The 26,610-nt window shown below is 60.0% G+C and carries 29 protein-coding genes; 15 read left to right on the forward strand and 14 right to left on the reverse strand.

Annotated elements, in window-relative coordinates:
- Nucleotides 1-93 precede the first annotated feature (93 nt).
- On the forward strand, nucleotides 94-1,281 hold the full coding sequence (locus tag ABIA48_RS08335) for a colicin E3/pyocin S6 family cytotoxin (protein WP_429487865.1): 1,188 nt from the start codon (nucleotides 94-96) through the stop codon (nucleotides 1,279-1,281).
- Entirely contained in the window at nucleotides 1,278-1,508 is a 231-nt protein-coding gene (locus ABIA48_RS08340; protein WP_007992401.1) for a DUF7683 domain-containing protein, read from the forward strand. Before ABIA48_RS08335 ends, ABIA48_RS08340 begins: the two co-directional genes overlap by 4 nt.
- An 87-nt stretch (nucleotides 1,509-1,595) precedes the next feature.
- Here the strand turns inward: ABIA48_RS08340 and ABIA48_RS08345 are convergent, their stop codons facing one another.
- Nucleotides 1,596-2,060 carry a glycine zipper 2TM domain-containing protein gene (locus ABIA48_RS08345; protein ID WP_429487867.1) on the reverse strand — a complete coding sequence of 155 codons (465 nt, stop codon included), beginning with the start codon at nucleotides 2,058-2,060 and terminating at the stop codon, nucleotides 1,596-1,598.
- A 165-nt stretch (nucleotides 2,061-2,225) separates the two neighbouring features.
- Between ABIA48_RS08345 and ABIA48_RS08350 the strand changes: the two genes are divergently transcribed.
- A complete protein-coding gene (locus ABIA48_RS08350; RefSeq protein ID WP_429487869.1) occupies nucleotides 2,226-2,462 on the forward strand; it encodes a hypothetical protein in 237 nt (78 codons plus the stop codon).
- Nucleotides 2,463-2,467: 5 nt separating this feature from the next.
- Here the strand turns inward: ABIA48_RS08350 and pdxH are convergent, their stop codons facing one another.
- From pdxH to dinG, 5 genes are all read right to left on the reverse strand, one after another.
- Entirely contained in the window at nucleotides 2,468-3,115 is a 648-nt protein-coding gene (pdxH, locus tag ABIA48_RS08355) for a pyridoxamine 5'-phosphate oxidase (RefSeq protein WP_429487870.1), read from the reverse strand.
- A gap of 24 nt (nucleotides 3,116-3,139) precedes the next feature.
- Nucleotides 3,140-4,147 (reverse strand): OmpA family protein, encoded by a 1,008-nt coding sequence (locus tag ABIA48_RS08360; RefSeq protein ID WP_429487872.1) that lies wholly within the window; start codon nucleotides 4,145-4,147, stop codon nucleotides 3,140-3,142.
- Between the two features lie 113 nt (nucleotides 4,148-4,260).
- A complete protein-coding gene (locus ABIA48_RS08365) occupies nucleotides 4,261-5,406 on the reverse strand; it encodes an EstA family serine hydrolase (protein ID WP_007992393.1) in 1,146 nt (381 codons plus the stop codon).
- Nucleotides 5,407-5,648: 242 nt separating this feature from the next.
- Nucleotides 5,649-8,141, reverse strand: coding sequence for a beta-galactosidase (locus ABIA48_RS08370; protein WP_429487875.1), 2,493 nt, complete (start codon nucleotides 8,139-8,141; stop codon nucleotides 5,649-5,651).
- 96 nt (nucleotides 8,142-8,237) lie between these two features.
- Entirely contained in the window at nucleotides 8,238-10,382 is a 2,145-nt protein-coding gene (dinG, locus tag ABIA48_RS08375) for an ATP-dependent DNA helicase DinG (protein WP_007992389.1), read from the reverse strand.
- A 98-nt stretch (nucleotides 10,383-10,480) separates the two neighbouring features.
- Between dinG and ABIA48_RS08380 the strand changes: the two genes are divergently transcribed.
- Nucleotides 10,481-10,945 carry a CopD family protein gene (locus ABIA48_RS08380; RefSeq protein WP_429487877.1) on the forward strand — a complete coding sequence of 155 codons (465 nt, stop codon included), beginning with the start codon at nucleotides 10,481-10,483 and terminating at the stop codon, nucleotides 10,943-10,945.
- Between the two features lie 182 nt (nucleotides 10,946-11,127).
- Here ABIA48_RS08380 and ABIA48_RS08385 read toward each other — a convergent pair whose 3' ends face one another.
- The 4 genes from ABIA48_RS08385 to ABIA48_RS08400 all read right to left on the reverse strand — a co-directional run bounded on the left by ABIA48_RS08385 (nucleotide 11,128) and on the right by ABIA48_RS08400 (nucleotide 13,803).
- Complete coding sequence (locus tag ABIA48_RS08385) at nucleotides 11,128-11,886, reverse strand: collagen-like protein (protein ID WP_429487879.1); 759 nt, start codon at nucleotides 11,884-11,886, stop codon at nucleotides 11,128-11,130.
- Nucleotides 11,879-12,157, reverse strand: coding sequence for a DUF1145 domain-containing protein (locus ABIA48_RS08390; RefSeq protein ID WP_204930068.1), 279 nt, complete (start codon nucleotides 12,155-12,157; stop codon nucleotides 11,879-11,881). The genes ABIA48_RS08385 and ABIA48_RS08390 overlap by 8 nt, the downstream gene beginning before the upstream one ends.
- 148 nt (nucleotides 12,158-12,305) lie before the next feature.
- Nucleotides 12,306-13,022: an OmpA family protein gene (locus ABIA48_RS08395; protein WP_429487881.1), complete on the reverse strand. Its 717-nt coding sequence runs from the start codon at nucleotides 13,020-13,022 to the stop codon at nucleotides 12,306-12,308.
- Between the two features lie 91 nt (nucleotides 13,023-13,113).
- Nucleotides 13,114-13,803: an OmpA family protein gene (locus ABIA48_RS08400; RefSeq protein WP_046041243.1), complete on the reverse strand. Its 690-nt coding sequence runs from the start codon at nucleotides 13,801-13,803 to the stop codon at nucleotides 13,114-13,116.
- Nucleotides 13,804-13,992: 189 nt separating this feature from the next.
- On the opposite strand from ABIA48_RS08400, the gene ABIA48_RS08405 reads away from it, so the two are divergent.
- The 4 genes from ABIA48_RS08405 to ABIA48_RS08420 all read left to right on the forward strand — a co-directional run bounded on the left by ABIA48_RS08405 (nucleotide 13,993) and on the right by ABIA48_RS08420 (nucleotide 15,755).
- Nucleotides 13,993-14,490: a DUF6231 family protein gene (locus ABIA48_RS08405; protein ID WP_347910938.1), complete on the forward strand. Its 498-nt coding sequence runs from the start codon at nucleotides 13,993-13,995 to the stop codon at nucleotides 14,488-14,490.
- A 4-nt stretch (nucleotides 14,491-14,494) separates the two neighbouring features.
- Nucleotides 14,495-14,971 (forward strand): YchJ family protein, encoded by a 477-nt coding sequence (locus ABIA48_RS08410; protein ID WP_429487883.1) that lies wholly within the window; start codon nucleotides 14,495-14,497, stop codon nucleotides 14,969-14,971.
- 86 nt (nucleotides 14,972-15,057) lie between these two features.
- The gene (locus ABIA48_RS08415; RefSeq protein WP_429487885.1) at nucleotides 15,058-15,552 is read left to right on the forward strand and encodes an LEA type 2 family protein; all 495 of its coding nucleotides are present in this window, start codon (nucleotides 15,058-15,060) and stop codon (nucleotides 15,550-15,552) included.
- A complete protein-coding gene (locus ABIA48_RS08420; RefSeq protein WP_007955014.1) occupies nucleotides 15,549-15,755 on the forward strand; it encodes an SEC-C metal-binding domain-containing protein in 207 nt (68 codons plus the stop codon). The genes ABIA48_RS08415 and ABIA48_RS08420 overlap by 4 nt, the downstream gene beginning before the upstream one ends.
- 198 nt (nucleotides 15,756-15,953) lie before the next feature.
- Here the strand turns inward: ABIA48_RS08420 and ABIA48_RS08425 are convergent, their stop codons facing one another.
- The gene (locus ABIA48_RS08425; RefSeq protein ID WP_429487886.1) at nucleotides 15,954-16,511 is read right to left on the reverse strand and encodes a cysteine hydrolase family protein; all 558 of its coding nucleotides are present in this window, start codon (nucleotides 16,509-16,511) and stop codon (nucleotides 15,954-15,956) included.
- 194 nt (nucleotides 16,512-16,705) lie between these two features.
- Here ABIA48_RS08425 and ABIA48_RS08430 point away from each other — a divergent pair, with 194 nt between their 5' ends.
- The 6 genes from ABIA48_RS08430 (at nucleotide 16,706) to ABIA48_RS08455 (ending at nucleotide 23,820) form a co-directional block, all read left to right on the forward strand.
- Complete coding sequence (locus ABIA48_RS08430; protein WP_429487888.1) at nucleotides 16,706-19,156, forward strand: penicillin acylase family protein; 2,451 nt, start codon at nucleotides 16,706-16,708, stop codon at nucleotides 19,154-19,156.
- Nucleotides 19,157-19,621: 465 nt separating this feature from the next.
- Nucleotides 19,622-20,404, forward strand: a complete 783-nt coding sequence (locus tag ABIA48_RS08435) for a transporter substrate-binding domain-containing protein (RefSeq protein ID WP_204930082.1) — start codon at nucleotides 19,622-19,624, stop codon at nucleotides 20,402-20,404.
- Between the two features lie 56 nt (nucleotides 20,405-20,460).
- Nucleotides 20,461-21,189, forward strand: coding sequence for an ABC transporter permease (locus tag ABIA48_RS08440; protein ID WP_429487890.1), 729 nt, complete (start codon nucleotides 20,461-20,463; stop codon nucleotides 21,187-21,189).
- The gene (locus tag ABIA48_RS08445) at nucleotides 21,186-21,896 is read left to right on the forward strand and encodes an ABC transporter permease (RefSeq protein ID WP_429487892.1); all 711 of its coding nucleotides are present in this window, start codon (nucleotides 21,186-21,188) and stop codon (nucleotides 21,894-21,896) included. Before ABIA48_RS08440 ends, ABIA48_RS08445 begins: the two co-directional genes overlap by 4 nt.
- 27 nt (nucleotides 21,897-21,923) lie before the next feature.
- The gene (locus ABIA48_RS08450) at nucleotides 21,924-23,042 is read left to right on the forward strand and encodes a succinylglutamate desuccinylase/aspartoacylase family protein (protein WP_429487894.1); all 1,119 of its coding nucleotides are present in this window, start codon (nucleotides 21,924-21,926) and stop codon (nucleotides 23,040-23,042) included.
- A 13-nt stretch (nucleotides 23,043-23,055) separates the two neighbouring features.
- On the forward strand, nucleotides 23,056-23,820 hold the full coding sequence (locus ABIA48_RS08455) for an ABC transporter ATP-binding protein (protein WP_007981580.1): 765 nt from the start codon (nucleotides 23,056-23,058) through the stop codon (nucleotides 23,818-23,820).
- 131 nt (nucleotides 23,821-23,951) lie between these two features.
- Here ABIA48_RS08455 and ABIA48_RS08460 read toward each other — a convergent pair whose 3' ends face one another.
- A complete protein-coding gene (locus tag ABIA48_RS08460; RefSeq protein WP_429487896.1) occupies nucleotides 23,952-24,161 on the reverse strand; it encodes a hypothetical protein in 210 nt (69 codons plus the stop codon).
- Between the two features lie 107 nt (nucleotides 24,162-24,268).
- A complete protein-coding gene (gene dcd / locus ABIA48_RS08465; protein ID WP_007940589.1) occupies nucleotides 24,269-24,835 on the reverse strand; it encodes a dCTP deaminase in 567 nt (188 codons plus the stop codon).
- Nucleotides 24,836-25,188: 353 nt separating this feature from the next.
- Here dcd and ABIA48_RS08470 point away from each other — a divergent pair, with 353 nt between their 5' ends.
- Nucleotides 25,189-25,398, forward strand: a complete 210-nt coding sequence (locus ABIA48_RS08470) for a cold-shock protein (protein ID WP_002554837.1) — start codon at nucleotides 25,189-25,191, stop codon at nucleotides 25,396-25,398.
- A 107-nt stretch (nucleotides 25,399-25,505) separates the two neighbouring features.
- Here the strand turns inward: ABIA48_RS08470 and ABIA48_RS08475 are convergent, their stop codons facing one another.
- A complete protein-coding gene (locus ABIA48_RS08475) occupies nucleotides 25,506-26,513 on the reverse strand; it encodes a DUF481 domain-containing protein (protein ID WP_429487898.1) in 1,008 nt (335 codons plus the stop codon).
- Nucleotides 26,514-26,610 lie beyond the last annotated feature (97 nt).

Raw genomic sequence — 26,610 nt, forward strand, 5'->3', positions numbered from 1 at the left:
CGAGACGCGTCCTACAGCCACACTCAATCACCTTGGTTAACGTCGCGCAGCCCCCTTTAAGGGGCTGCCGATGGACGCGACCAAGGACGAACAGTGGCTGGCACCAAGAACATTCCCCTCATTAAAAACCCGCCGTCGGGTGACGGGCACCACGTCACCTGGCGCCCCATGACGGCCAGCGAACTCGCCACGCGGGAAGCCCGGCAAAAGGCCTACGAGGCCATGCTCGCCAGGCAGCAGGCTTACATGGACCGTCGCGACGTCGCGGCGAAAAAAGTGGAAATGGCTCGCGCAGGTTGCGTATTCGCCAAGTCCTGCAAGCTGCCTGACGCCATCATCGACTACACCAATCCTTCTGGCATGGTGCCGACCGACAGCCTCGGGGATTACGGCGAAATCGCCTGGCTTGGCGGCCGCAACGTCGACGACGACGGTGTGCTGAATCTGCAACGGATCAGTGGCAGCACAGTTGCGCTAGGCGTTGGCCGCCTGGCCCTGAGCGCTCCGGATCTCGCCGCCCCGGCCATCGGTGCCGTCGGAACTGCGGCTACCGCGACATTGGCCGGGCTGGTCGCGTTGTTCTGGACACCCAGCCTGGGCGACAGCGCCCTCTACACCGAAGACCAGCTCCGCGCCCTCAAACAAGCCCGCACCCGCGTGCGCCTGCAGATCGAGCAACAAGCCGACGGCAGCCTCAAGGGTTACGCCTTCTATACCGGGAGGAATCGCGACTGGGAAATGGTCGATGTCGTACAGCTCACTTCACGCGACAGCCAATACGTCGCCGACCTCGGCGAAGGCATCGAACTGATCTGGACCCCGGCCGAAGACGGCTCCGACACCCTCGGCATCCCCGCCCTGCAAGCCGCACCCCAAGCACCGCATATCTGGGTTTTTCCGCCGACGAAACAGGCTGACAACATCATCGTCGATCCGGTTTATCCGCCGGATTACAAGGATTTCATTCTGGTGTTTCCGGTGGGGTCGGAGGTTAGGCCGGTTTATATTGTGGTGAGTGTTTCTAACCACAAATACCATCCCGCGCCGACAGGGCTTGCCGCATTTCCTAATGCGACTAAAGCTCCTCGTAAAACAGCAGTTAAAGGCGGCGGTGGTCTCAGGCGGCGCTGGAAAACTCCAAAAGGATTAATTTTTGAATGGGACTCGCAGCATGGAATGGTCGAAATGTATGACAAACGTGGCCGTCATATCGGTGAATTTAATCCGACAACGGGCGAGCAAACCAAACCTGCAGATAGCACCAGGAAAGTAGAACCATGATCTACATAATTGAAGCCTTCGATAGAGAAAGCGAATTCCTCGTATTCGAAGAAAAGTTACCGAATGGGTGCGACCAAGAGCTGAAAACAATTATGGGGTGGACGTCGGACCAACAGGGGTGGGAAGGATACGACCTGACATCCGAACAGCTTGAGGCTCTGGAAAGAATACTGGGAAAGAAAATTCATAATCCAGCGTTGATATTCCAGCTCAGTTGCAACGTTTAGATGCTAAAGCATTCGACCACCTGCTTCAGAACGTAAAAACCCCGACCAGTCTCCTGATCGGGGTTTTTCTTTTACCCGTATTTCCGCTTAGTGCGAAACGCGGCTGGTGCCACCCACACTGGCGATGCGCACACGCTCGCCAACACGGAATACTTCGTTTGGCTGAACTTCCTGGACGTAGGCGCGCATGCTGCCATCGTCTTCGCGTACGGTGATTTCCACGCCCTGGGTGCGGGTCAGGCCTTCTTCCGCGGCCGAACCAATCAGGCCGCCGGCGACTGCGCCAATGACCGCGGCAACGATACTGCCCTTGCCGCCACCAACGGAGCTGCCGCCAACGCCACCGACCACTGCACCTGCAGCGCCGCCGATCGGGGTTTTAGTGCCTTCGATTTTCACCGGGCGCAATGCTTCGATGGTGCCCATGCGAACGGTCTGCACGCGACGCGCCTCGTCACGGGAATAGGAGTCACCGCTCAGGCTCGATTGGCAGCCAGTGAGCAGCATCGCCATCGTGGAAAAGGAAGCAACCAACAGAACAGACTTACGCATAGCATCAACTCCAAAAAAACAGATATTCATTAAACTCCACAGCTTGACGCCTGTCACGACACCACCGGAGTAAAGTTGGTTTGATTCAGGCTCCGTTAAGACGCCTCCACGAACTCACACAGTAGTGGCAAAATCAGAAAGCCGCCCCACTGGCCAAGGACTTTCATGGACTACTTTATCATCGTCGTCACGACGCTTGCCGGTTTGTATTTCCACGGGTGGCTGTACGTACGGATCAAACGCTGGATGGACCGCGACCTGGCGCTAGCGCTGGCCGGCAAAGACGAGCAGAAAAAAACCTTCATGCTCGAACAATTGGCGAGTGCTCAGGCGCAGAAGATCAAGCGTCGAGACTTGCCGAAGTGGCTGGAGGCCGCTGCGGCAGGTTATCCCGGTCGCTAGACGGCTCAGGGTGCCAGACGTTCAAGAGTCCAGTCGGCGCCCTGCCGGCGGTAATTGAGACGGTCATGCAGACGGCTTGGGCGGCCCTGCCAGAATTCGATGCGTTCCGGCAGCAAGCGATAACCGCCCCAGTGTTCAGGGCAGTGCGGCTGGGTGTCGCTGAAACGTTGCTCGGTGTCCTTGAGCAGCGTTTCGAGCTCGCTACGATCGGCGATCACGCGGCTCTGCGGCGATGCCCAGGCGCCGAGGCGACTGCCCAGCGGACGGACCTGAAAATAGGCGTCAGACTCCTCAGGCGTCACCTTCACCACCCGCCCTTCGATACGCACCTGGCGCTCCAGCGCCGGCCAGAAAAACGTCATGGCCGCGAACGGATTCACGGCCAGGTGCTGCCCCTTGGCGCTTTCGTAGTTGGTGAAAAAGGTGAAGCCCTGTTCGTCCAGGCCCTTGAGCAACAGAATGCGACAGTGTGGTCGACCGTCCTGGTCGACGGTGGCCAGGGTCATGGCGTTGGCTTCCACGGGTGCCTGTTCGGTTTTCACCGCGTCGGCGAACCACTGGTGGAACAGCGCAAACGGCTCAGCCGGTGCTTGTGCCTCGGTCAGGCCATCACGGGTGTAGTCACGACGCATATCAGCCAGGCCCTGGGTCATGGCGCATTCCTTTTGGTTAACGAATCACTGCTTAGCAGTATCGGTGGCGACAACCTTCTTGTCAGCCGCGGCGGCTTTGGCTGGCACGGTCTTCTTTGCCGGCGTTGCGGTTTTCGCGGGTGTTTTCTTGGCCGGTGCTTTTTTGGCTGGTGCTTTTTTCGTGGTCGGGACGGTCGCTTTTTTAGCGGCCGGGGCCGGTGTAACAGGCTTGGCGACCGGTTTGATGTCAGGGGCAGCGACCATGGTCACAGGGGCTGGCGCCGGCATGTTGTACTTGCTCAGCAGCGCGACCATGGTGTTTTGCGGGGTCACCAGCAGTTCCACGCGGCGGTTCAACGCGCGCCCTTGCGCGCTGTCGTTGGCGGCACGCGGTGCATCACCACCCAAGCCACGCAGCATCAAGCGATCACGCTGCAAACCACTGAGACGGAAAATCGCCGCGACGGCCTGGGCACGCTCCTGGCTCAGTTTGACGTTGGCAGGCGCCGCGCCGGACGTATCGCTATGGCCGAGGATCAAGACAGCAGTCTTTGGATCGGCTTCAAGGATTTTAGCCACGCGGGTAAACGGTCCGAGTGTGACCGGCAGCAGCATGGCCGGACGATCAGGGTTGAACGAGCCTTCGACCGGCGCGGTCACCACCAGTACGTTTTCGCGGCGCTCGAGTTGCAGGTTGCTGCCCTTGACCGCCTCGCGCAGACGCGGTTCGTAGTCGTCAAGCCAGGCCTGGGTGACTTTCGGGTCTGGCATCGGCACGGCCTTGGCGGCGCTCTGTTCGCTACCGCCGAACGGCCAGTACCACTTGCTACCGCTATCGGTTCCGGACTTGGCCACCGCAACGGGTTTGACTTCAGGTTTTACCTCCGGCTTGACCGCGGGTTTGCCGGCGCTGTCGTCGGAACTGAATGGCCAGTACCAGTGGCTGCTGCTTTCAGTCTTGGCGACAGGTGCCGTCGCATCTTTCTGCGGAGTCTGTGCGCAACCGGTAATAGCGAAGCACAGGGCCAAAGCGAGGGTTTTATTGGATGACATTGGATATCCACAAAAATGAAGTCAAAAAAAACAGGCCACATTGGCCGGTAGAAGCAGACGCTTTGAAACTGGAAAGGCTATCGGGTTCCAGCCCTGGAACCCGATAGCCGCTTTTACAGACAAGTGGCCAGAACCCGCACCAGCTTTTGCGCGCGCGGGTCCATCAAGACGTAAGGTCCCAGGGTATTTGTCACAAATCCGAAGGCCACATCGTGCTCCGGGTCGGCAAAACCGATGGAGCCACCGGCACCCGGATGGCCAAACGCCCGCGAGCCAAGGCCGAAGGTGGCATTGGCAACGTCGGGTTGGTCGAGCATGCAACCCAGGCCAAAACGGGTCCGGGTCAGTAAAGTCTTGTCCTCGCCCAGGCTGTGCTCGCGAGTCAACTCATCGAGCATTTCGCTTTCCAGCAGGCTGCCGTCGAGCAGGCCGGCGTAGAACCCGGCCAGGCTGCGGGCATTGCCATGGCCATTGGCGGCCGGCTGCTGCATGCGTCGCCACTCGGGTTTGTTGGTGCTGGTCATGATCGACGGCGGGTTGGTGAACGCCCGGGTCGTCATGGCCGTTGGCTCACGCATGGTTACTTGCAGCAGGCGCTGGGCGGCAGCATCACCGACATTGCCCTTGCCCCGGGCGATATGGGCCACGCGATAGAACTCTTCATCGGCCAGGCCGACATGGAAATCCAGGCCCAACGGTTTGGCGACCCGCGCCACGATGGATTCACCCGGTCCACGACCATCGGCACGGCGCAGCAATTCGCCGACCAGCCAGCCATAAGTGATCGCCGCGTAACCGTGGCCTTCGCCAGGCGTCCACCACGGCGTTTCGGCGGCCAGGGCGTCGACCATGGTTTGCCAATCGTAAAGGGCTTCGGGGGCCAGTAACTCGCGCAATGCCGGAAGACCGGCCTGATGGCAGAGCAATTGTCGCAGGGTGACGGACTCTTTGCCGGCGGCGGCGAATTCGGGCCAGTAGCGCGCAACCGGGGCATCCAGTTGCAGCTTGCCTTCGGCCACCAGTTGCAGCGCGGTGACCGCGGTAAAGGTCTTGGTGCAGGAGAACAGATTGGCAATGGTGTCGCTGTGCCAGGCCTCGGCCCCGTCCTTGTCGGCAGTGCCGGCCCACAGATCAACGACGGTTTCGCCACCGACCTGAATGCACAACGCTGCGCCACGCTCCTGGGGATCGTCGAACAGTGCTGCGAACGCCTCTCGCACCGCTTCGAACTTAAGCTCGTAATGACCCTGAATCTGCACCCGTAACTCCCCGGATTAACGCTCTACAAAGTGGCGGGCATTGTTCCAGCCCTTGAGGGTTTTGGGAACAGGGTTGGGCTGGATGGTCAGTCACTCATAAAACTGATCGGAAATTTATCGCATCCGTATAGACGCCTTCGCGAGCAAGCCCGCTCCCACCTTCGACCATGTTCTTCCAGAAGGAATACGGTCGAAGGTGGGAGCGGGCTTGCTCGCGAAGAACGATGACGCGGTTTTAGCGATTAATGGCCTTTCCCGGAATGCCCACCAGCGCCCTTCCCCGGTCCCTTGCCGGCCTCGGCTTTCCTGCCGCCCTCGACATCGTGGCTGGCTTTGTCGGCGGCGGCCGCAACCTTCTCGGCTTCTTTGGCCAAATGCTCGACCGTCGCCAGATTGCTCTTGCGCACGCTGTCGACAAAGCCCTGGAACGGCAGATCAGTGATGCCCACCAACCCGAAGTGACCGTTTTCACCGTCAAGCAGGCGCCCGGTGACCGGTTGATCGAGGTACTGGAACCAATGCACACCAACAATCGACGGCTCGCTCAATGCCTGCTTGAGGAAGTTGGCGTACGCCGGACCACGGTCCTCCTCCTTCGCCAACGGCGTTATGCCGCCCCAGAACGGGCCACGATCAGCCGAGCCGAAATTGAATTCGGTGATCAGCACCGGTTTGTCGAGACTGCGCAGCCTGGCGAAGTCGTAACCATCCTGGGGCTGCAGGGTGTACATGTTGAAGCTCAACACGTCGCAATACTGGGCGCAGGACTCCACGGCTTCCGGCGTGCTGATGGCGAAACGGCCGCCGAGCAGCATCTGGTTCGGCGCGTGCCATTTGAGTGAGTCGGAGATGGTCTTGAAATAAGTGTCAGCAAAGACCTTCTGGAAGTATTTGAAGTCGGCTTCGATTTCCGGATGCTCGGCGCTTGGCAACGGCGGCACGAAACCTGGGTCTTCCATCAACTCCCAGGCTGGCAGATCAATGCCCCAGGCTTTCGACAGGCCTGCCTGGTTGCGGTACTTGTCGCGCAGTTGCTTGAGGAACGCACGTTTGGCCGGCACGTCGGTGGTCAGTTTCAAAGTGCCATAGGCCAAGGCATAACGGGCTTTCGGGTCATCGCCGGGACCGGCCCAGGCCAGTTCGTTGTCGGCGTAGTAACCGATCAGCCACGGATCGTCGCGATGATCGCGGGCGGCAATGGCCACGGCACGTTCGGTGGCCATGGCAAAACGCGGGTCGAACGGGTCGGGCATGCCACCCCACCAGTCGGCACCGGTGCTGATGCTGGCGTAGTCACCGACGATCGATAGCGGCAAGGTGTACGGCACGCGATCAGCATTGCCCAGAACGGGTGCGCTCCAATTGCCAATGGTGTTGAAGCCCCAGGCCTGCAAGCGGTCAAGGGTATGACTGGCCCAGCGCTGCTCGTCGAACAGTGCCTTGCACGGTTCGACAGATTTTGGCTCAGCGGCTATCGCTACCGTCGCTTCGGTCTTGGCCGCTTCGGCGACGCCGGACTCGGCAGTCGAAGGAACTGGGGGTTGCTCCGCCGCCTTGGCCGCCGTCGCCTCAACTGCATCAGCCTTGGCTGCGGCGGCGACACCCGCCTTGGTATCGCTGCCCTTCGCGCACGGATCGCCATACAGTCGCTGCAGGTTGGCACCGTAGAAGTCGTACCAGCGCCCGGCATTGTAGCCGCGCCCTTGATCGGCACCGTTGCCGCCACGGTTGTCGCCTTCGCCGTAGTGGCTGGCGAGTGCTTCGTCAGCCTTGGGCAGGGATTCGAACATCCACTCGCGGCCGGCAACGTAGGTCTGGTTGACATCCGGGGCCACGGTGTTGACCCCGAGGGAATAGAACGGGTGCCCTTCCGGCGTCACCAGATACCAGCGACCATCGCGTTTCTCGGTGCGGAAAAAGCCGCTGGCCTTGAATGACGGGCCCTTGCTCAAACCACCGAATTTATCCAGGGAGGACTTTTCGCGCTCGGCCAGCCAGGTTTTCAGTTGCTGCTGCTCCTTGCCAGCGGCACCTTTAAGTTGTTCGTCGCTGCTGACTTTTTCCGGCCATTTGGCCCGGGTCGACTGGCCATATGCATCCACCAACCCGCCATACACGGCTTGGGTGACCGACTCGCCGTCCTGCACACCAAAGCGCTCCAGCAGGATGCTTTGCGCGGCTTTCGGCTGGTCCATCGACAAAGTCACGGACACCACCTGGCTGCGATCCAGCTCACCGGCGCTACTGGCCAGCAACACACGTTGCCCCTCGACAGTCATCGGCATCGGCGGGCCAGCCTTCATGCCCTGGCTCAGCGGTGATGTCGCTTGCAAAGGCACCAACAGGGTCTGCGCAGGCCCCGCCGGCAGATCGACGCGGCTGACCAGTGTCTTGCCGTCGTTGCTCTGGATGGTTACGTACAGGGTCAAGGCCCAGTTCATCGCGCTCTGGATCCGCAGGCTCATGACGCCCGACTGCGACCAGTCCCAGGCACCGGTTTGCGGGGTCAGGCGTAAAGTCGGCCGGGCGACCGGGTTGAACGTCACCCGGCGCAGCACTTCGCCTTCAGGGGTTTGCTCGGCGTTGGACTGCGGCAAGCTGGCGTCCTGAGTCGCCACCTGAACCACGTCGGCGGGGCGCACAAAGTTGAACAGCGTCTGCTGGCTGGCAGGAGCGGCCAACAGCGGTGTTGCGAACAGCAGGGCAAAAACGGCAGGCAACGAACGGCAAATCATGAGAACGAAAATCTCCCTAACGACCTTCAATGGGCCAGTGGAAAAGCGATGGCAGAGAGATAGACAACGCGGTGGGCAAAACTGCCCACCGGTGCTTCAGGAAATTTCTCGACGGAACGGCGGCAACGCATTGAGGATGGCTTTGCCATAGCGCTGGGTCACCAGGCGCCGGTCGAGCAAGGTGATGGTGCCGCGGTCTTCTTCGGTGCGCAGCAAGCGCCCGCAGGCCTGGACCAGCTTCAGCGAGGCGTCCGGTACGGAGATTTCCATGAACGGATTGCCACCCCGGGCTTCGATCCATTCCGCCAGCGCCGCTTCGACGGGATCATCGGGCACCGAGAACGGAATCTTGGCAATGACCACGTGCTCGCAATAGGCACCGGGCAAGTCGACCCCTTCGGCGAAGCTCGCCAGGCCGAACAGCACGCTGGAATCCCCGCCATCGACCCGCGCCTTGTGTTTGTTCAGGGTTTCCTGTTTCGACAGGTTGCCTTGTATGAACACTTGCTTGCGCCAGTCGCGGTCGAGGCCGTCGAACACGTCCTGCATCTGTTTACGCGAGGAGAACAGCACCAGCGTGCCCCGCGAGCCTTCGACCAGTTCCGGCAGATCACGAATGATCGCGGCGGTATGCGCGGCTGCATCACGCGGGTCGGCGTTCAGGTTCGGTACTCGCAGCACACCGGCGTCGGCATGATGGAACGGACTTGGCACCACCGCCGTCACGGCTTTTTTCGGCAGGCCGGCGCGCATGCGGAAGCGGTCGAAGGTGCCGAGGGCCGTCAAGGTCGCCGACGTCACCAGGCAGCCATACGCCACGTTCCACAGGTTGCGGCGAAGCATTTCCGCCGCGAGGATCGGGCTCGCATTAACTTCGATGTCGAACAGCGAACCGCTTTCGGCCAGGGTCAGCCAGCGGGCCATGGGCGGGTTGTCTTCCGGGTCTTCGACAGTGAAGGCCGTCCACAGCTCCCAGTTGCCCGAAGAACGCGACAACAGGCTGCCGAATAGCGGGTACCACTCTTCAGCCTGGTTGCTGGCGATGCCAATGTTGACCTCGCCGTCCATGCCTTCCTTGAGCAGCTCGGTCAGACGGGTGAACAAGTCGGTCAGCCGTGCGAAGCCTTTTTTCAGTTCGATGCCCATTTCACGCATGTGCTCGGGAATCACCCCGCCGACGAATCGGTGACGCGGGCGCTCGCGGCCTTCAACGTCTTCGCCGGGTTTGAAATCGGCAATCTGCTCGCAGGCGGTGAACATGAACTGCTGCTGGGTCTTGATCTCCCGCGCCAGCTCCGGCACCTGCTCGATCAACTTGCCCAGGTCGCCCGGCAACGGGTGCTGGGCCAGCAGTTTGGTGAGGTTCTTGGCGGTGGTTTCCAGCCAGTCGGCGGTGGAGCGCAGGCGCGTGTAATGGGCGAAGTGGCCGATGGCCTTGTCTGGCAGGTGATGGCCTTCGTCGAACACGTAGATGGTGTCGCGCGGGTCCGGCAATACCGCGCCGCCGCCCAGGGCCAGGTCAGCCAGGACCATGTCGTGGTTGGTGACGATCACGTCGACCTTGCCCATGCCTTCGCGGGCCTTGTAGAAGGCGCACTGGCCAAAGTTCGGGCAATGACGGTTGGTGCACTGGCTGTGATCGGTGGTCAGGCGCGCCCAGTCGGCGTCTTCCAGGGCGGTGGACCAACTGTCGCGATCGCCGTCCCACTTATTGCCGGCGAGTTTTTCGATCATGCTGGTGAACAGCTTCTGGCTGGCCTCGTCGACCTCGATCTTGAAACCTTCTTCTTCGAACAGCTGCGCGGTGGCTGTTTGCGCGTGGCCCTCCTGGAGCAGCATGTCGAGCTTGGACAGGCACATGTAGCGCCCGCGTCCCTTGGCCAGGGCGAAGCTGAAATTCAGCCCGCTGTTGCGCATCAGGTCGGGCAAGTCCTTGTAGACGATCTGCTCTTGCAGGGCCACGGTGGCCGTGGCGATCACCAGGCGTTTACCAGCGGCCTTCGCCGTGGGGATCGCCGCCAGGCTGTAGGCCACGGTCTTGCCGGTACCGGTGCCGGCTTCCACCGCGACAATCGCGGGGTCGCCACTGCGCCGGCCTTCGTCGTCGGTGTCGATGTCACCCAGGACCTTGGCCACTTCGGCGATCATCAGGCGTTGGCCATAACGCGGCTTGAGGCTCTTGGCTTCGAGAAAACGCGAGTAGGCGCCCTGGATCGTGGTTTTGAGTTCGGTGCTGATCATGGATTGTCGGGCGCAAAAAATGCTGGATAAATTTTCAGTGGTTCGGATCGCCGCTATCATACCCCGCTAATTAATCCCGCGCAGAACGGAGTACCCCAATGACACCTTTTAGCCTCATTTATAGCCTGCATCTGCTGGCCGCCCTGGTCTGGGTCGGCGGCATGTTTTTCGCCTGGATGGTCTTGCGTCCCGCGGCGATCACGGCACTGGAGGGCCCTGCCCGGCTGAAGTTGTGGGTAGAAGTGTTTCAAGGTTTTTTCCGCTGGGTCTGGGTGGCGGTGGTGTTGTTGCCCGTCAGCGGTGTGGTCATGCTGAATCTGCACTTCACCGGTTTTGAAAACGCGCCGCGCTATGTGCAGGTGATGATGGGGTTGTATGTGGTGATGACTGCGCTGTTTATCCGCATTCAGGCGTTGATGCTGCCGGAACTGCGCACAGCCGTGGCGGAGCAGGATTGGCCGGCCGGGGCGGCGGTACTGGGGCGGATTCGCCGATTGGTGGGGATCAATCTGTTGGTGGGGTTGGCTGTGGTGGCGATTGCGTCGATTCGGCCGATGTTTTAAATCTACGGCGCTTTTGTGGCGAGGGGGCTTGCCCCCGTTCGGCTGCGAAGCAGTCGTAAAACCAGACACCGCTAACCTTCAGCAGTATTGCGATTATCGGAATTGGGGCCGCTTCGCGGCCCAACGGGGGCAAGCCCCCTCGCCACAGACAAGCTCCCTCGCCACAGGGATCTCGGTGTTGCTTACATCCGCTGCACAGTCACCGAACCCGCCGCGCCTTCTGGCCCAGGCTGACCATCAGCCCCGGGGCGCCCGCTCTTGCCGCCATCGGCCTTGTAAATCAAACAGCCCTTGGCCTTGCCACCCGCGCCCGGTTTACCGCCAGGACCGGCCACGCCGCCGGCACCGCCGGCCACCTGAACCTTGATCCGGTCTGCCGGAAAGTCGTGCGGCACCGCCAGTTTGACCAGCGCCCCCGGTGCCCCCGGCTGACCATCACTGCCATCACTGCCATCGGCACCGCGACCCGCCTGCCCCCAAGTGCAGCCCGGCTCCTGGCCGTTAGCCCCATCAAGACCAACGAACCCCGGTGCGCCCGCACCACCGCGAGCATCTACGATCAATTGCGCTGCGTTCAGTGCCTTGATCTGTAAATCCAGGTTGCGTCCGGATCGGGCAGCCTTCTGGTAAGTGCCCGGCGCGCCACGCGCAGTTATCTGGCTGCCTTCGGACAAATCGGCTCGACGAACCTTCAGTGCCAGCGCCTGTTCGCCGGGCACGATGGCGATGCGGGCTTCACGCCCCAGGTGCAATTCACCCACGGTGACTTCGGTCACGTTCGAGGGAATCAGCAAGGTGCCGTAATCGGCCACTTCCAGGCGTTCCAGTTGCAGGGTGCTGGCGGTGTTGGGCAAGCGCATCAGCGAGTTGGGTTCGACACTCACCACCTGTGCGCTGGCCAATGGGCTGATGAGTGCGGCGAGCAGGCAGAGTTTACGCATGGGAAGCCTTCGAAGCGGTGGGGGCAGGAATGGTTTGCAGGTGGAAAACGCCGAACATGACGATCTTCAGGCGGTCAAGCCAGGGATGGGCGCGCCCTCGCAGGCTGCGATAGCACAGCAGCGCCTCCAATAGATGGATGAACCCCAACAGGCCGCCGGCCAGATTGACCAACAGGTGCAGCGGAAAGACAAACGGCGTGAGCAGATTGACCAGCACCACCAACCAGAACAGCAGGGTCAATAACCGACCCAGCCCCCATAACACCTTCATACGCTCCCCCGTTGAGAATTATTGTTTGCACGCACAGTAACGGCTTCCACGCGGGATAAGCCAGAGGGCAACGGAAAATTCTTCATGAAGGCCGCCGAACGGCCGTCGCCGCGTTCACAACTGTCGCCCGACGGCTCTATCTCTTGGCTCAGCGGTTTATATGCAGGTCCACGCGACGGTTTTTCGCACGGCCTGCTTCTGTTTCGTTGTCGGCAATCGGCTGACTCTCGCCCTTGCCTTCGCTGGTGACCTTGTTCGGCGCCACACCCTGGCTCAACAGGTATTCCGCTACGCTGCTGGCACGCCGTTCCGAGAGGGCCTGGTTATAGGCATCCGCACCGACGCTATCGGTATGGCCGACCACCTTGATGCTGACCACACCGGCATCTTCGAACTTGCTCATCAACGCATCCAGTTGACTCTTGGCCGTCGGGGTCAGGTCGGATTGATTGAAGGCAAACAGCACGTCATCGCTCAGGGTGATGACTTCGGACTGCGCGGGCCCGGACCCGGATTTGTCGCTGGCCGGATATTGCGGCATCGGGCAACCGTGGTGATCGACCGGGGTATTGGCAGGTGTGTCAGGGCAACGGTCACGCCGGTCGAAAACGCCGTCGCCGTCTTCGTCGCCATCCTGGGCATAGCAGATCAAGCCACCGGACAAGATACCCAGCGCGGCCCCACCCGCGGCCCAACTGCCACTTTCGATTGCGCCCAGTCCACCACCGACGAGGCCGCCGATGAGACTGCAGATTGGCCAGTTTTGTTGATTGAGAGGGGCAGTGCCGTCGCTGTGAGTCGCGCAGCCGGTCAAGAGGCTGCCAAGTAGCAGAACCGGCAAGACGGTCCTTGTGAGAACTATCATATTGAAAGCTCCTGTGTCACCGGCCAATACCGGTTACACAGGAGTAAAGACCCGCATCCACGACTGCACAAGGCGTGGATGCGGGGCGGACTTAACGCTGGATCTTGATTTCCGTACGACGGTTCTGAGCACGACCGTCAGCAGTTTTGTTGTCCGCAACCGGCTGGCTTTCACCGGCACCGACAACCGACACGAAGTTGCTGCGAGGTACGCCTTGCTCGATGAGGTACTCAACCACCGAGTGCGCACGTTTATCCGACAGTTTCTGATTGTAGGTGTCGCTGCCCACGCTGTCGGTATGGCCGGTTACGGTCAGTTGAGCGGTCGGGGCTTCGGCTTTCAAGCGAGTGGCAATCTTGTCGAGTACCTGTTTGTCGGAGGAGGTAAGCGTGGCCTTGTCAAACTGGAAGTGAACATCGCGGATGACGATGGTTTCTTCCTTGACCACAACCGCCTCTTCGACCACAGGTGCAGGTGGTGGGCAACCGTTGGCATCGACCTGAACGCCTTTAGGCGTGCCTGGGCACTTGTCGCGACTATCCGGTACACCATCGCCGTCTTCGTCGCCATCACCATGAACCCAGCAATACGCCGCTGCCGTACCGCCAACGAGCAGAGCGCCATACCCTGCCCAAGCCGAGCTTTCGGTCGCACCGAGGCCCGCTCCCACGACACCCCCAACTGCCGCACAGGTCGGCCAGTCGGTTTTCTGCAAACCTGCGCAACCAGTCAAGACACTGGTTAGCAGAACCAAAGGTAATGCTGTCCGAACTATGCTCATCTAGTTTTCTCCTGAAGGATCGGCTTGGAACCGATTCAGGTAGTAAAGACCCGAGTTTTAATCTCCGCCAGCAATAGGCCATGCTGTTTACTCACGCATTTACGACAGGTTGGCATCTTTACCGCCAAGCCGCTCTAGGCCCGAAGGTTCGGGCAGGCTAGTCTTGGCGGATCTGATTGAGGATCTTTGATGATTGCAGGTATTTCTTCACGCACGCCGCAGCAGGCACTGGCCGCGTTACTTGACCGATATGCCCCCGCGCGCCTGTTGTTGATCGGCGCCAGCGAGTTCCCGGCGCTGGAGGCTTTCAAACTCGCTCACCCGGACAGCAGCGTCGCTTTCGCCGCCCCTGGCCCGTTGCCCGCCGAGTTGGCGGCCCGCCGTTTCGACCTGGCCCTGGTGGTCGATTGCCTGGAGCATTTGCCCAAGCGCGACGGCCTGAACCTGCTGGGCGGCATCCGCAACCTCAACGCCAGCCGCATCGCAGTGCTGGCAGATCTGCCGGCCTGTGGCTGGCAAGAGACGGATTTTTTTTCCCTGGCCCTGCAAGCCAGCGAGCGCTTTCAACGCGATGAGCAGGTCTTGACCCTGTTCACCTATGATCTGCTTGAATACAAACAAGTCCCCGACTGGCTCAACTCGCGCTTCTGGGCCAATCCGGAAAACTTCGGGAAATACTGGTGGTAATGCAATGAGTACATCCATTTGCCCTTGCGGCAGCGGCATCCTGCTCGATGCCTGCTGCGGTCATTACCATGCCGGGCACCCGGCGCCATGCGCCGAAGCCTTGATGCGCTCGCGCTACAGCGCCTATGTGCTGGGATTGGTCGATTATCTGGTGGCCACGACCCTGCCCGCACAACAGGCCGGCCTCGACCGTCAATCGATCACCGACTGGAGTGCGCAAAGTACGTGGCTGGGCCTTGAGGTGGAAAGCTCCGAAGTGCTGGGCGGCCAGCCTGAACATGCCTTCGTGACCTTCACCGCGCGCTGGCACGACAGCAATGGCGAGCACAGCCACCGCGAGCGTTCGTCGTTTGTGCAAAACACCGGTCGCTGGTATTTCATCGACCCGACCGTGCCGCTCAAGCCCGGACGCAATGACGCCTGCCCGTGTGCCAGCGGGCAGAAATTCAAGAAATGTTGTGCGGGGTATTTCAGCAGTTAGGAGATGGAATGGCTGTCCGCCAAGCCAGGGCACCGAAGGCTGCGATCTTTTGGGTCTAGACTGGGGCTCAAGGGAGAAACACCACGATGATCATCCGCCGCAGCGCACTCTATGTGCTCACATTGTTCCTGGCACTCGGACTCGGTGGCTGCGCGTCGTGGTTCGACGACGACTTGCCGGACCCCGAGGTCCATCTGGTGAAAGTCGAGGTGGTCCGCGCCAAAATGCTGGAACAGAAATTCCTCCTGCACTTTCGTATCGACAACCCCAACGACAACGACCTGACGGTGCGCAGTCTGGAATACCGCGTTCACTTGGGTGACATTCTGCTGGCCGAAGGCGAGTACGAACACTGGTTCACCATCGGCCCCAGGCACAGCACCTACTTCAAGGTGCCGATCCGCACCAACTTGTGGTCCAAGGTACGGGATCTGGCCAAACTGCTGAAAAAATCCGATCAACCCATTCCCTATCGTCTGGAAGGTCAACTGGAAACCGGTATATTCATCACCCACTACGTGCACCTGGCGCGCAATGGCGTGATAATCGCCGCCGATTTAATTCCGGAGCAACACCGATGACCCAGCAACCCCACGTCCACGGTCCTGATTGCAACCACGATCATGACCATCACCACCATGATCACGACCACGGCCATGTCCACGGTCCGAACTGCGGCCACGCTCACCAGGAACCGGTGCGCAACGCCCTGAAAGACGTCGGCCGCAACGATCCTTGCCCATGCGGCAACGGCAAGAAATTCAAGAAGTGCCACGGCGCCTGATGCTTCGGGCGGACATTGATTTCGCCTGTTGAAACGCCATCGCGAGCAAGCTCGCTCCCACATTTAAACTGCGCCAGACAATCGTCCTGTGAATGCAGATCTATTGTGGGAGCGAGCTTGCTCGCGATGACAGCAGCACATTCATTATGAGTGTGTCAGTCAGACTGCCATCGCGAGCAAGCCCGCTCCCACAGGTGCTTAGTCGGCCGACAGGATCTGCGCACTGCTGACCACCGTCGCATACTCGCCCTGCAGATTCCCCAGCGACATCGCATGCACCTCTTCAGCTGTATGGGCATGGCCGAAAAAATCAGCCTTGTCGAAGGTAAAACACGCATCCTCGGCCACCCACGCATCAAACCCCAGATTGCCCGCGGTACGCGCCGTGGACTCCACCGAGTTGTGGGTCGCGACGCCCACGATGATCAACTGCCCGATCCCCGCCTCACGCAACTGCGCCTCCAGCCCCGTTGAACAAAACGCATCCGGCACCTGCTTCTGGATCAAGCGTTCACCGGCCATGGGTTGAAACCGCTGCTGAAACTCCACCCCCGACTGCTGCGGCCAGAACACTGAGTCCACTGAGCGAGACAGATGCTGCACATGGATCACCGGCCGGGCGGTGCGCCGCCAATGGCCGAGCAATTCCAGCATGCGCTCTTCGGCCTGAGGATTATTCCGCCGGCCGAGTCTGGGATGCAGGATGCCTTTTTGTTGATCGATGATGATCAGTGCCGCGTTTGCCTTGAGCTCCATGCCCGTTGTTCTCCAGAATTGTTGACGGTATTGCACTTCAGCATCACCCATTGCGACTGGCAAGGCTGCGATCTTTTCGGTTTATCAGACAAATCCTGAAATAACCTTGTACCCCGCTTGCGCGGCCACCTCCCGCTCACTAACGTAGCGCCTTTATTGCGCGCCGCCGCCTCTACCCCCGCAGGAGCTTTGCCATGGCCTCGCCAGCCCTTACTCATTTTCTACCCCGGTTCGGCGTTGCCGCAGCAGTGGCCGGTGTCTTGAGCCTGACCGGTTGTCAGAACTTCAACGCCCAGGACAGCCTCCCGCCGACCTCCGGCGTACAACCGCTCAAGGGTCTGGCGCAGAGCGTTTCGGTGCGTCGCAATGCCATGGGCATGCCGCTGATCGAAAGCAACAGCTTCCACGACGCACTGTTCACCCTCGGTTACGTACATGCCAGCGACCGCATCACGCAGATGGTCACTCTGCGCCTGCTGGCCCAGGGCCGTTTGGCCGAGATGCACGGTGCCGACCTGCTGGATGCCGACCGATACATGCGGGCGGTCAACCTGAAGAAAAGTGCTGGCGAGCTGTACAAGGCCTCTTCACCGCGCCTCAAGCGTTTCTTCGAAGTCTATGCACGGGGCGTCAACGCCTACCTGTTCCGCTACCGCGACAAACTGCCGGCGGACCTCGCGGCTACCGGCTACAAGCCCGAGTACTGGCAGCCGGAAGATTCGGCGCTGATTTTCTGCCTGTTGAACTTCAGCCAATCGACCAACCTGCCGGAAGAAATTTCCGCGCTGGTGCTGGCCCAGACCGTCACCACCGACAAACTGGCGTGGCTGACGCCGTCGGCTCCCGACGAAAAACTGCCAGTCGCCGAAAGCGAAAAACTGCAAGGCATCAAGCTCAACGGGCAAGTGCCGGGGCTGGCCGAACTCGGCAAGGCCACGGGGCAGCTGTCGGACCTGAACCTGCTGGGCGCCACCTCGTCGAACAACTGGGCCATCGCCCCGCCACGCAGCCGCAGCGGCAAGAGCCTGCTGGCCAGTGACAGTCACGGACCGCTGGGCGTGCCTTCGCTGTTCAGTTACGTGCAGATTCGCGCACCGAAGTATCAGGCCTCCGGCGTGACCATCGCGGGCCTGCCGATGGTGCTGGGTGGCTTCAATGGCAAAGTGGCGTGGAGCATGACCTCCGTGATGGGCGACAACCAGGACCTGTTCCTGGAGAAGATCAAACGCCAGGGCAACGGGCTCACCTACGAAAACGCCGGGAAGTGGCAGCCGGCGATCGTGCGTAACGAAACCTACTTCGTCAAAGGCCAGCGGCCGATTCGCGAAGCAGTCTACGAAACCCGCCATGGTCCGCTGCTCAACAGCGCCCAGGGCACCACGCTGGCCAATGGTTTCGGCCTGGCCTTGCAGATGCCGAGTTTCACCGATGACAAATCCCTGGACGCGTTCTTCGACCTGTCCCGCGCCCAGAGCGTCGAGAAAGCCTCGGATGCCAGCCGCGAAATCCGCGCCATTGCGCTGAACCTGGTGTTTGCCGATGCAAGCCACATCGGCTGGCAAGTCACCGGTCGTTACCCGAACCGCCGCGAAGGCGAAGGTTTGCTGCCCTCGCCGGGCTGGGAAGGTCGTTACGATTGGGACGGTTATGCCGACCCGATGCTGCACCCGTACGACCAAGACCCGGCCCAAGGCTGGCTCGGCACCGCCAACCAACGGGTTATCCCCCATGGCTATGGCATGCAGTTGTCCAACTCGTGGGCGGCACCGGAGCGTGGCGAGCGTCTGGCCGAACTGGCCGGCGCAGGCAAACACGACAGCCGCAGCCTGATCGCCATGCAATACGACCAGACGACCACCTTCGCGGCCAAGCTGAAGAAGATGTTCGAAGCACCGGGCATGGCCCAGCCGCTCAAGCAAGCCATGGACGCCTTGCCGGCGGCCGATCGCGCCAAGGCACACGAAGCCTACAGCCGCTTGATGGCGTTCGATGGCAAGCTCAGTCCGACCTCTACCGATGCGGCGATTTACGCGTTGTTCCTGCAGGAAAGCACCCGGCAGATCTTCCTCGATGAACTGGGTCCGGAAAGCAGCCCGGCATGGAAAGCTTTTGTCGCTGACGGCAAGTTGTCCTACGCGGCCCAGGCCGATCACTTGCTGGGGCGTGAGGACAGCCCGTTCTGGGATGACGTGCGCAGCGCGCAGAAAGAAGATAAACCGGCCATCCTCGCCCGCAGCCTCGCCGCAGCGATCAGCGCCGGCGACAGCCAGTTGGGCGGCGATCACAAAACCTGGCAGTGGGGCAAACTGCATCGCTATGAGTGGAAAAACAGCAGTGGTCAGACGGTACGCGGACCGCTGCCGGCCGGTGGCGATCACACCACGCTCAACACCGCCGCCTTCGCCTGGGGCCAGGACTTCAACACCACGCTGGCTCCCGCCATGCGCTTTATCGTCGACTTCGGCCAGTCCGAACCGCTGATGGTGCAGAACGGCACCGGTCAGTCCGGCAACCCGGCCAGTCCGAACTACCTCAACGGCATCGAACCGTGGTTCAAGGGCCAGTACCTGAGTCTGCCGATGCAGCCGCAGAACTTTGATAACGCTTACGGCAAGGCGCGATTGACGCTGACTCCCGGTAAATAACCTCCACTGTGGGAACGAGCTTGCTCGCGATTGCACCCTGTCAGTCAATATTGTGGATGACTGACATACCGCTATCGCGAGCAAGCTCGCTCCCACAGGGGTATTTCATCCGCCCATGAAGTCCCGATAGAGCTTTTTACCTCGCGCCAACCTTATTCCGCGAATGTTGCGCTGGCGCAAGGACAAGTCAGTCGACGAAGCCAACAGTTTGATGCCCCTGCAAAACCTGCTCGGCCAAGCCCTCTTCTCATGCCGGAATTGTTTTCTTTTTGAGCCGAATGGGTGCAGCCATTTCCCTGCGCCCGTTTTCGTGCATAAATCAGTCTCCGGCCACTCTCCAAGCACCTTTTAAAACGCTTGTTCGGCACACTGGTTCGGAAATTGCTACTTTCAATAGGTCTTACGCTTTCCAGTAACAATAATTCTGCGCCACAAGCGCTCATATTGGTTTTTAGGGATTGAATAATGAAAAAAGCATTGCTGACCCTTTCTGCACTGGCGTTGTGCATGGCTGCTGGCTCCGCCATGGCGAAGGAGTACAAAGAACTGCGCTTCGGCGTTGACCCTTCCTACGCACCGTTCGAGTCGAAAGCGGCCGATGGCAGCCTGGTAGGCTTTGACATCGATCTGGGGAACGCGATCTGCGCTGAGCTGAAGGTCAAGTGCAAGTGGGTCGAAAGTGACTTCGATGGCATGATTCCCGGCCTCAAAGCCAATAAGTTCGACGGTGTGATCTCGTCGATGACCGTGACCCCGGCCCGTGAAAAAGTCATCGACTTCTCCAGCGAGCTGTTTTCCGGCCCAACCGCCTACGTGTCCAAAAAAGGTTCCGGCGTGACCGCAGACGTCGCGTCCCTCAAGGGCAAAACCGTCGGCTACGAACAAGGCACCATTCAGGAAGCCTATGCCAAAGCCATTCTGGACAAGGCCGGTGTAAAAACCCAGGCCTACGCCAACCAGGATCAGGTCTACGCCGACTTGACTTCCGGTCGTCTCGATGCAGGGATCCAGGACATGCTGCAAGCCGAACTGGGCTTCCTGAAGTCGCCACAGGGTGCCAACTACGAAGTCAGCAAGCCGGTCGACAATGAACTGCTGCCAGCCAAAACAGCCGTTGGCATTAAGAAAGGTAACACCGAGCTGAAAGCACTTTTGGATAAAGGTATCAAAGCGTTACACGATGATGGCACCTACGCCACCATTCAGAAGAAACACTTTGGCGATCTGAATCTGTACAGCGGCAAATAATGCCCGGCGCCCATCTCGCGATGGGCGCTTTTTTCATCCGATCAGGTTGCTGATTTATGTTCGAAAACCTACTACAAAATCTGGGGCTCTCTGCCTTCAGCCTCAAGGGCTTCGGTCCGCTGCTGATGCAAGGCACCTGGATGACGATCAAGCTCTCGGCGTTGTCGCTGTTGGTCGCCGTACTGCTCGGGCTGCTCGGCGCCAGTGCCAAGTTGTCGAAACTCAAACTGATGCGCGTGCCTGCCCAGCTTTACACCACACTCATTCGTGGCGTCCCGGACCTGGTCCTGATGCTGCTGATTTTCTACAGCCTGCAAACCTGGCTGACCTCGTTGACTGACTTCATGGAATGGGAATACATCGAGATCAACCCGTTCAGCGCCGGGGTCATCACCCTGGGCTTCATCTACGGGGCGTATTTCACCGAAACCTTCCGCGGTGCGATTCTCGCCGTGCCACGGGGCCAGGTCGAAGCGGCCACCGCCTATGGTCTCAAACGCGGCCAGCGCTTCTGGATCGTGGTGTTCCCGCAAATGATGCGTTATGCCCTGCCGGGTATCGGCAACAACTGGATGGTGATGCTCAAAGCCACCGCCCTGGTGTCGATCATCGGCCTGGCCGATCTGGTCAAGGCGGCCCAGGACGCGGGCAAGAGCAGCTATCAGCTGTTCTACTTCCTGGTACTTGCCGCACTGATCTATCTGGTGATCACCAGCGCGTCCAACTTCGTTCTGCGCTGGCTCGAACGTCGTTACTCCGCCGGTACCCGGGAGGCCGTACGATGATCGAACTTCTGCAGGAATACTGGAAACCCTTCCTCTACAGCGACGGCAACAACATCACCGGGCTGGCCATGACCCTGTGGCTGCTCAGCGCGTCGATCTTCATCGGCTTTCTCGTGTCGATCCCGCTGTCCATTGCCCGAGTGTCGCCGCACTTCTACATCCGCTGGCCGGTGCAGTTCTACACCTATCTGTTTCGGGGTACGCCACTCTATATTCAGCTGCTGATTTGTTATACCGGCATCTACAGCCTGGCCGCCATTCGGGCTCAGCCGCTGCTGGATGCGTTCTTTCGCGATGCGATGAACTGCACGATCCTGGCCTTTGCCCTGAACACTTGCGCCTACACCACGGAGATCTTCGCCGGGGCCATTCGCAGCATGAACCACGGCGAAGTCGAGGCCGCCAAGGCTTACGGCCTGACCGGCTGGAAGCTGTATGCCTACGTGATCATGCCGTCGGCCCTGCGTCGTTCGCTGCCGTACTACAGCAACGAAGTGATTCTGATGCTGCACTCGACCACCGTGGCCTTCACCGCAACCATCCCGGACATTCTGAAAGTCGCGCGGGACGCCAACTCGGCGACATTCCTGACCTTCCAGTCGTTCGGCATTGCCGCGCTGATCTACCTGACCGTCACTTTTGCGCTGGTCGGCCTGTTCCGCCTTGCCGAACGTCGATGGCTGGCCTTCCTCGGGCCGACCCACTAGGTCTCAACCTGCTTCAGGAAACAACAGATGCGCCACCAGAAACATGACCTGCTGGCCCCGCTGCCGGGGACCGCGCGACAGATCCACAGTTTTCACTTCGGCCCACAACCGGCCAACAGCAAAATCTACATCCAGGCCTCCCTGCACGCCGACGAAATGCCCGGCATGCTGGTGGCCTGGCACCTCAAGCAACGCCTGGCGGAGCTGGAAGCCGCCGGCCGCCTGCGCAGCGAAATCGTGCTGGTGCCCATAGCCAACCCGGTGGGTCTGGAGCAGGTGCTGATGGATGTGCCGCTGGGCCGCTACGAGCTGGAAAGCGGCCAGAACTTCAACCGCTGGTTCGTCGACCTCAGTGAAGAAGTCGGGAACGCGATCGAAGGCGAGCTCGGTGACGATCCGCAGCACAACCTGCAATTGATCCGCAGCGGCCTGCGCGATGCGCTGGCCCGACAGACCGCCGACACCCAATTGCAATCCCAGCGCCTGACCCTGCAACGGTTGGCCTGCGACGCCGACATGGTGCTCGACCTGCATTGCGATTTCGAAGCGGTGGCGCATCTGTACACCACGCCGGACGCCTGGCCGCAGGTCGAACCGCTGGCCCGTTACATCGGCGCCGAAGCCAGTCTGCTGGCAACCGACTCTGGCGGCCAATCGTTCGACGAATGCTTCACCCTGCTCTGGTGGCAGTTGAAGGAGCGCTTCGGGGAGCAGTTCGACATTGCGCCGGGGAGTTTTTCGGTGACCGTCGAATTGCGCGGTCAGGGCGATGTCAACCACCCGCTGGCCAGCCTCGACTGCCAGGCGCTGATCGACTACCTGATCCATTTCGGCGCAATCGCCGGTGAACCTGCGCCCCTGCCCGACCTGCCCTATCCGGCGACACCGCTGGCCGGTGTAGAGCCAGTGGCCACGCCCGTCGGCGGGCTGCTGGTGTTCACCGCGCTGCCGGGCCAGTACCTGGAAGCCGGGCAACTGATCGCCGAGATCATTGATCCGATCAACGATCGCGTCACCCCCGTCCATTGCACCGCCGCCGGGCTTATGTACGCCCGATCGCTGCGCCGCATGGCCACTGCCGGCATGGTGATTGCCCACGTCGCGGGCACCGAAGCCTATCGCAGCGGCTATCTACTTTCGCCTTGAGGATGCACGCCCCATGTACAAATTGACCATTGAAGGCCTGCACAAAAGCTATGGCGAACATGAAGTCCTCAAAGGTGTTTCGCTCAAGGCCAGGACCGGCGACGTCATCAGCCTGATCGGCGCCAGTGGCTCAGGTAAAAGCACCTTCCTGCGTTGCATCAACTTCCTGGAACAACCCAACGACGGCGCCATGAGCCTCGATGGCCAGAACATCCGCATGATCAAGGATCGTCACGGCATGCACGTGGCCGACGCCAATGAACTGCAACGGATCCGCACCCGCCTGGCCATGGTGTTCCAGCACTTCAACCTGTGGAGCCACATGACAGTGCTGGAAAACATCACCATGGCCCCGCGCCGGGTGCTGGGGTGCGACAAAAAAGAAGCCGAGGACCGCGCCCGGCGCTACCTCGACAAGGTGGGCCTGGCGTCCCGCGTGGCCGACCAATACCCGGCATTCCTGTCCGGCGGCCAGCAACAACGGGTCGCCATCGCCCGCGCACTGGCCATGGAACCGGAAGTCATGCTGTTCGACGAACCGACCTCGGCGCTGGACCCGGAACTGGTGGGCGAAGTACTGAAAGTGATCCAGGGCCTGGCCGAAGAAGGCCGAACCATGATCATGGTGACCCACGAAATGAGCTTCGCCCGCAAAGTGTCGAGCCAGGTATTGTTTCTGCACCAGGGCCTGGTGGAGGAAGAAGGCGCGCCGGAAAACGTGCTGGGCAATCCGAAAAGCGAGCGTCTGAAACAGTTCCTCAGCGGCAACCTGAAATAACGTCTACAGAAAAACCTGTGGGAGCGGGCTTGCTCGCGAAGACGGAGTATCAGTGGCATTCATGCCGCCTGACACACCGCTTTCGCGAGCAAGCCCGCTCCCACTTTTTTTGATCTATAGCGTCTGAACTATCAGACGACAGGCGCGGGCGGTGGCTCATCCGGCAGGGTAGGTTCGCCAGGCTCGTTAGGCTGTTCGTTCGGGGTATCGGGGTCGGGCTGACCGGGGATGCCCCCCGCCATATTGACGGGCGGATGTGCCAACAAGGACCAGGCCAGAATGCCAACCTGATTGGGTTCAAACCTTGCCAGTTCGGCACTGATTCGCGGATCGATCTTCATTCGGCCCTCCTGAGCGATGGCCCGACCCGCCTTGCGCGGATCGGAGCAGTACACTCCATAGAGTGTACGCCCGCTCAGGAATTCCCGGCACTTGTCGGACGGTTGACTCAGGTGCGCGGCAGGGTCACGCCACGTTGGCCCTGATACTTGCCGCCACGGTCCTTGTAAGACACTTCACATTCTTCATCAGACTCAAGGAACAGCATCTGCGCCACACCTTCGTTGGCGTAGATTTTTGCCGGCAGATTGGTGGTATTGGAGAACTCCAGGGTCACGTGACCTTCCCACTCTGGCTCAAGCGGCGTGACGTTGACGATGATGCCGCAGCGCGCGTAGGTGCTTTTACCCAGGCAAATGGTCAATACATTGCGCGGAATGCGGAAGTACTCGACGGTGCTGGCCAGGGCGAAGGAGTTCGGCGGAATGATGCACACGTCGCTGTGGATGTCGACGAAGCTGCCGGCATCGAAATTTTTCGGGTCGACGATGGCCGAATTGATGTTGGTGAACACCTTGAAATGATTAGTGCAGCGCACATCGTAGCCGTAGCTCGACACGCCGTAGGAGATCACACGGCTATCGTCGCTGCCGCGCATCTGGCGCTCGACGAAAGGCTCGATCATGCCGTGCTCTTGCGCCATGCGGCGAATCCACTTGTCCGATTTGATGCTCATGGCGGGTGTCCTGAATAGCGAGGTCGAAAAATTCTGTCCGGCATCTTACCGGGCGCGCCGCCGGGTTCAAAGTCCGGGGTGCAATTCTCGCCGAACATGCTGGAATTACGCGCGCTAGCGACGAACCGTCACACCGCCGATCCCTAAAACAGAGAAACCTTCGCAAGAAGCATTGGCACGTCCCGGAAAAAGGGTTAAGGTGGCGTCACTGTGCTGCTTGTGTCACTGAGAATCTCTACACGATATGTTGAATTTCGATCCAACCATCTACAAGAATTTTTCCTGCTCTTTGCACTCAGTCTCGGCCAGGGTTCTTCCTGAGTCGCAGTTATCTTTGTTCAAGGAGTTACACCATGTCTAATCGCCAAACCGGTACCGTTAAGTGGTTCAACGATGAAAAAGGCTTCGGCTTCATCACCCCACAATCCGGTGACGACCTGTTCGTTCACTTCAAAGCTATCCAGTCCGACGGCTTCAAAAGCCTGAAAGAAGGCCAACAGGTTTCTTTCATCGCTACCCGCGGTCAGAAAGGCATGCAAGCTGAAGAAGTTCAAGTTATCTAACTTGTACTTGCTTTAGTAAAAAGCCCCGCCCTCAACAGCGGGGTTTTTTGTGCCTGAATGTTTTTCCAGGCACAAAAAAGATCGCAGCCTGCGATCTTTTGATTTTCTTACCAGGTCACCCCAAATCCGGCGGTGTACCGGGTCGTGTCCAGATCCGCATCGTCGGTACCACTGATGATGTCCCGCTCCGCCTTCAGGTTCAGCGAAGCCCATTCGGTCACCTTGTAGCGCAACCCCATCTCGGCATCGAGTGCATAGTCGGCCACATCCGACAGCGGCTTGCCGACCTCGCCATTGGTGAAAAACTCGACACGTTTACCAATCAGGTATCGGTTGTAATCCCACTTCATGGCCAAGGCGTAGAAATTGTCCTTGCTGCCATCGGAGAATTCAAAGTCCGTGCGGTTGACCAGCGAGCCGAGGGAGAACGCCCCGAGTTCGTCATCCCAGAACTGATAGCCGGGACCGGTACCGACGGTGCGCTGACGGGAAAGGTCTTCGACCTTGTCGCGCTTGTAGACCAGGCGCCCCTGCCAGAACCATTGCTCGGTCAGGAATCGGTCGATGGAGTACTCGGCCCGCCAGTTGTCGGTGGTCACCACGTCGTCCTGGAACTCACGGTTGTATTCACCTTCAGCGGTGTGCCGCCAGCGACCGTGTCGCGCAGTGGTCTTGAAATCGATGTCGTAGTCATCGGTGTCGTTTTCCGCCCGCTGATAATCCAGCGCGATATCGACGTTGCCTTTCCATACCAGATCCTCGACCACCGGTTTTGGCTTGAGAATCTGCTGAATGCTCGCCAACTCGACCGTCTTCGGTGCTTCGCCATTGGCCAGCGTCACCTTGCCGGCGTCCGCCGCTTTCAGCGACCTGGCTTTCTCGCCACTGTAGGCCTCCTGCTTGACCAGCAACTCCTGATCACTGTCCAGGGTCTTGACCTGTTTCCAGTCGATCGTCACCGCACCGGCGTACTCGGTCTGGATCAGCAGCTTGCCGCCATCGAACAGCGTGATCTTGCCACTCAGCTTGTCACCGTTGTTCAACCACACGGTATCGGCTAGCAAGGGAGTGGAAGCACCAAGGACGGCGAGACACAGCAGGCATCTGGACAACATAAGCAAAATACAGGCTCAGGCTTGCGAGAAAGTCGGCATTATCCGTAGGAACAAGGCCCTGACAAGGACTGACCCGACTATTTCTGTTGAGTTCATT

Origin of the sequence: Pseudomonas sp. S30_BP2TU TE3576 (assembly GCF_050436025.1) — a bacterium.
GTDB lineage: Bacteria > Pseudomonadota > Gammaproteobacteria > Pseudomonadales > Pseudomonadaceae > Aquipseudomonas.

Excerpts from the sequence above, each read along its gene's own strand:
- ABIA48_RS08340 (WP_007992401.1), top strand. The coding sequence starts at position 1,278 with ATGATCTACATAATTGAAGCCTTCGATAGAGAAAGCGAATTCCTCGTA.
- ABIA48_RS08345 (WP_429487867.1), bottom strand. The coding sequence starts at position 2,060 with ATGCGTAAGTCTGTTCTGTTGGTTGCTTCCTTTTCCACGATGGCGATG.
- ABIA48_RS08350 (WP_429487869.1), top strand. The coding sequence starts at position 2,226 with ATGGACTACTTTATCATCGTCGTCACGACGCTTGCCGGTTTGTATTTC.
- pdxH (WP_429487870.1), bottom strand. The coding sequence starts at position 3,115 with ATGACCCAGGGCCTGGCTGATATGCGTCGTGACTACACCCGTGATGGC.
- ABIA48_RS08360 (WP_429487872.1), bottom strand. The coding sequence starts at position 4,147 with ATGTCATCCAATAAAACCCTCGCTTTGGCCCTGTGCTTCGCTATTACC.
- ABIA48_RS08370 (WP_429487875.1), bottom strand. The coding sequence starts at position 8,141 with ATGATTTGCCGTTCGTTGCCTGCCGTTTTTGCCCTGCTGTTCGCAACA.
- dinG (WP_007992389.1), bottom strand. The coding sequence starts at position 10,382 with ATGATCAGCACCGAACTCAAAACCACGATCCAGGGCGCCTACTCGCGT.
- ABIA48_RS08380 (WP_429487877.1), top strand. The coding sequence starts at position 10,481 with ATGACACCTTTTAGCCTCATTTATAGCCTGCATCTGCTGGCCGCCCTG.
- ABIA48_RS08385 (WP_429487879.1), bottom strand. The coding sequence starts at position 11,886 with ATGCGTAAACTCTGCCTGCTCGCCGCACTCATCAGCCCATTGGCCAGC.
- ABIA48_RS08390 (WP_204930068.1), bottom strand. The coding sequence starts at position 12,157 with ATGAAGGTGTTATGGGGGCTGGGTCGGTTATTGACCCTGCTGTTCTGG.
- ABIA48_RS08395 (WP_429487881.1), bottom strand. The coding sequence starts at position 13,022 with ATGATAGTTCTCACAAGGACCGTCTTGCCGGTTCTGCTACTTGGCAGC.
- ABIA48_RS08400 (WP_046041243.1), bottom strand. The coding sequence starts at position 13,803 with ATGAGCATAGTTCGGACAGCATTACCTTTGGTTCTGCTAACCAGTGTC.
- ABIA48_RS08405 (WP_347910938.1), top strand. The coding sequence starts at position 13,993 with ATGATTGCAGGTATTTCTTCACGCACGCCGCAGCAGGCACTGGCCGCG.
- ABIA48_RS08410 (WP_429487883.1), top strand. The coding sequence starts at position 14,495 with ATGAGTACATCCATTTGCCCTTGCGGCAGCGGCATCCTGCTCGATGCC.
- ABIA48_RS08415 (WP_429487885.1), top strand. The coding sequence starts at position 15,058 with ATGATCATCCGCCGCAGCGCACTCTATGTGCTCACATTGTTCCTGGCA.
- ABIA48_RS08420 (WP_007955014.1), top strand. The coding sequence starts at position 15,549 with ATGACCCAGCAACCCCACGTCCACGGTCCTGATTGCAACCACGATCAT.
- ABIA48_RS08425 (WP_429487886.1), bottom strand. The coding sequence starts at position 16,511 with ATGGAGCTCAAGGCAAACGCGGCACTGATCATCATCGATCAACAAAAA.
- ABIA48_RS08430 (WP_429487888.1), top strand. The coding sequence starts at position 16,706 with ATGGCCTCGCCAGCCCTTACTCATTTTCTACCCCGGTTCGGCGTTGCC.
- ABIA48_RS08435 (WP_204930082.1), top strand. The coding sequence starts at position 19,622 with ATGAAAAAAGCATTGCTGACCCTTTCTGCACTGGCGTTGTGCATGGCT.
- ABIA48_RS08440 (WP_429487890.1), top strand. The coding sequence starts at position 20,461 with ATGTTCGAAAACCTACTACAAAATCTGGGGCTCTCTGCCTTCAGCCTC.
- ABIA48_RS08445 (WP_429487892.1), top strand. The coding sequence starts at position 21,186 with ATGATCGAACTTCTGCAGGAATACTGGAAACCCTTCCTCTACAGCGAC.
- ABIA48_RS08450 (WP_429487894.1), top strand. The coding sequence starts at position 21,924 with ATGCGCCACCAGAAACATGACCTGCTGGCCCCGCTGCCGGGGACCGCG.
- ABIA48_RS08455 (WP_007981580.1), top strand. The coding sequence starts at position 23,056 with ATGTACAAATTGACCATTGAAGGCCTGCACAAAAGCTATGGCGAACAT.
- ABIA48_RS08460 (WP_429487896.1), bottom strand. The coding sequence starts at position 24,161 with ATGAAGATCGATCCGCGAATCAGTGCCGAACTGGCAAGGTTTGAACCC.
- dcd (WP_007940589.1), bottom strand. The coding sequence starts at position 24,835 with ATGAGCATCAAATCGGACAAGTGGATTCGCCGCATGGCGCAAGAGCAC.
- ABIA48_RS08470 (WP_002554837.1), top strand. The coding sequence starts at position 25,189 with ATGTCTAATCGCCAAACCGGTACCGTTAAGTGGTTCAACGATGAAAAA.
- ABIA48_RS08475 (WP_429487898.1), bottom strand. The coding sequence starts at position 26,513 with ATGTTGTCCAGATGCCTGCTGTGTCTCGCCGTCCTTGGTGCTTCCACT.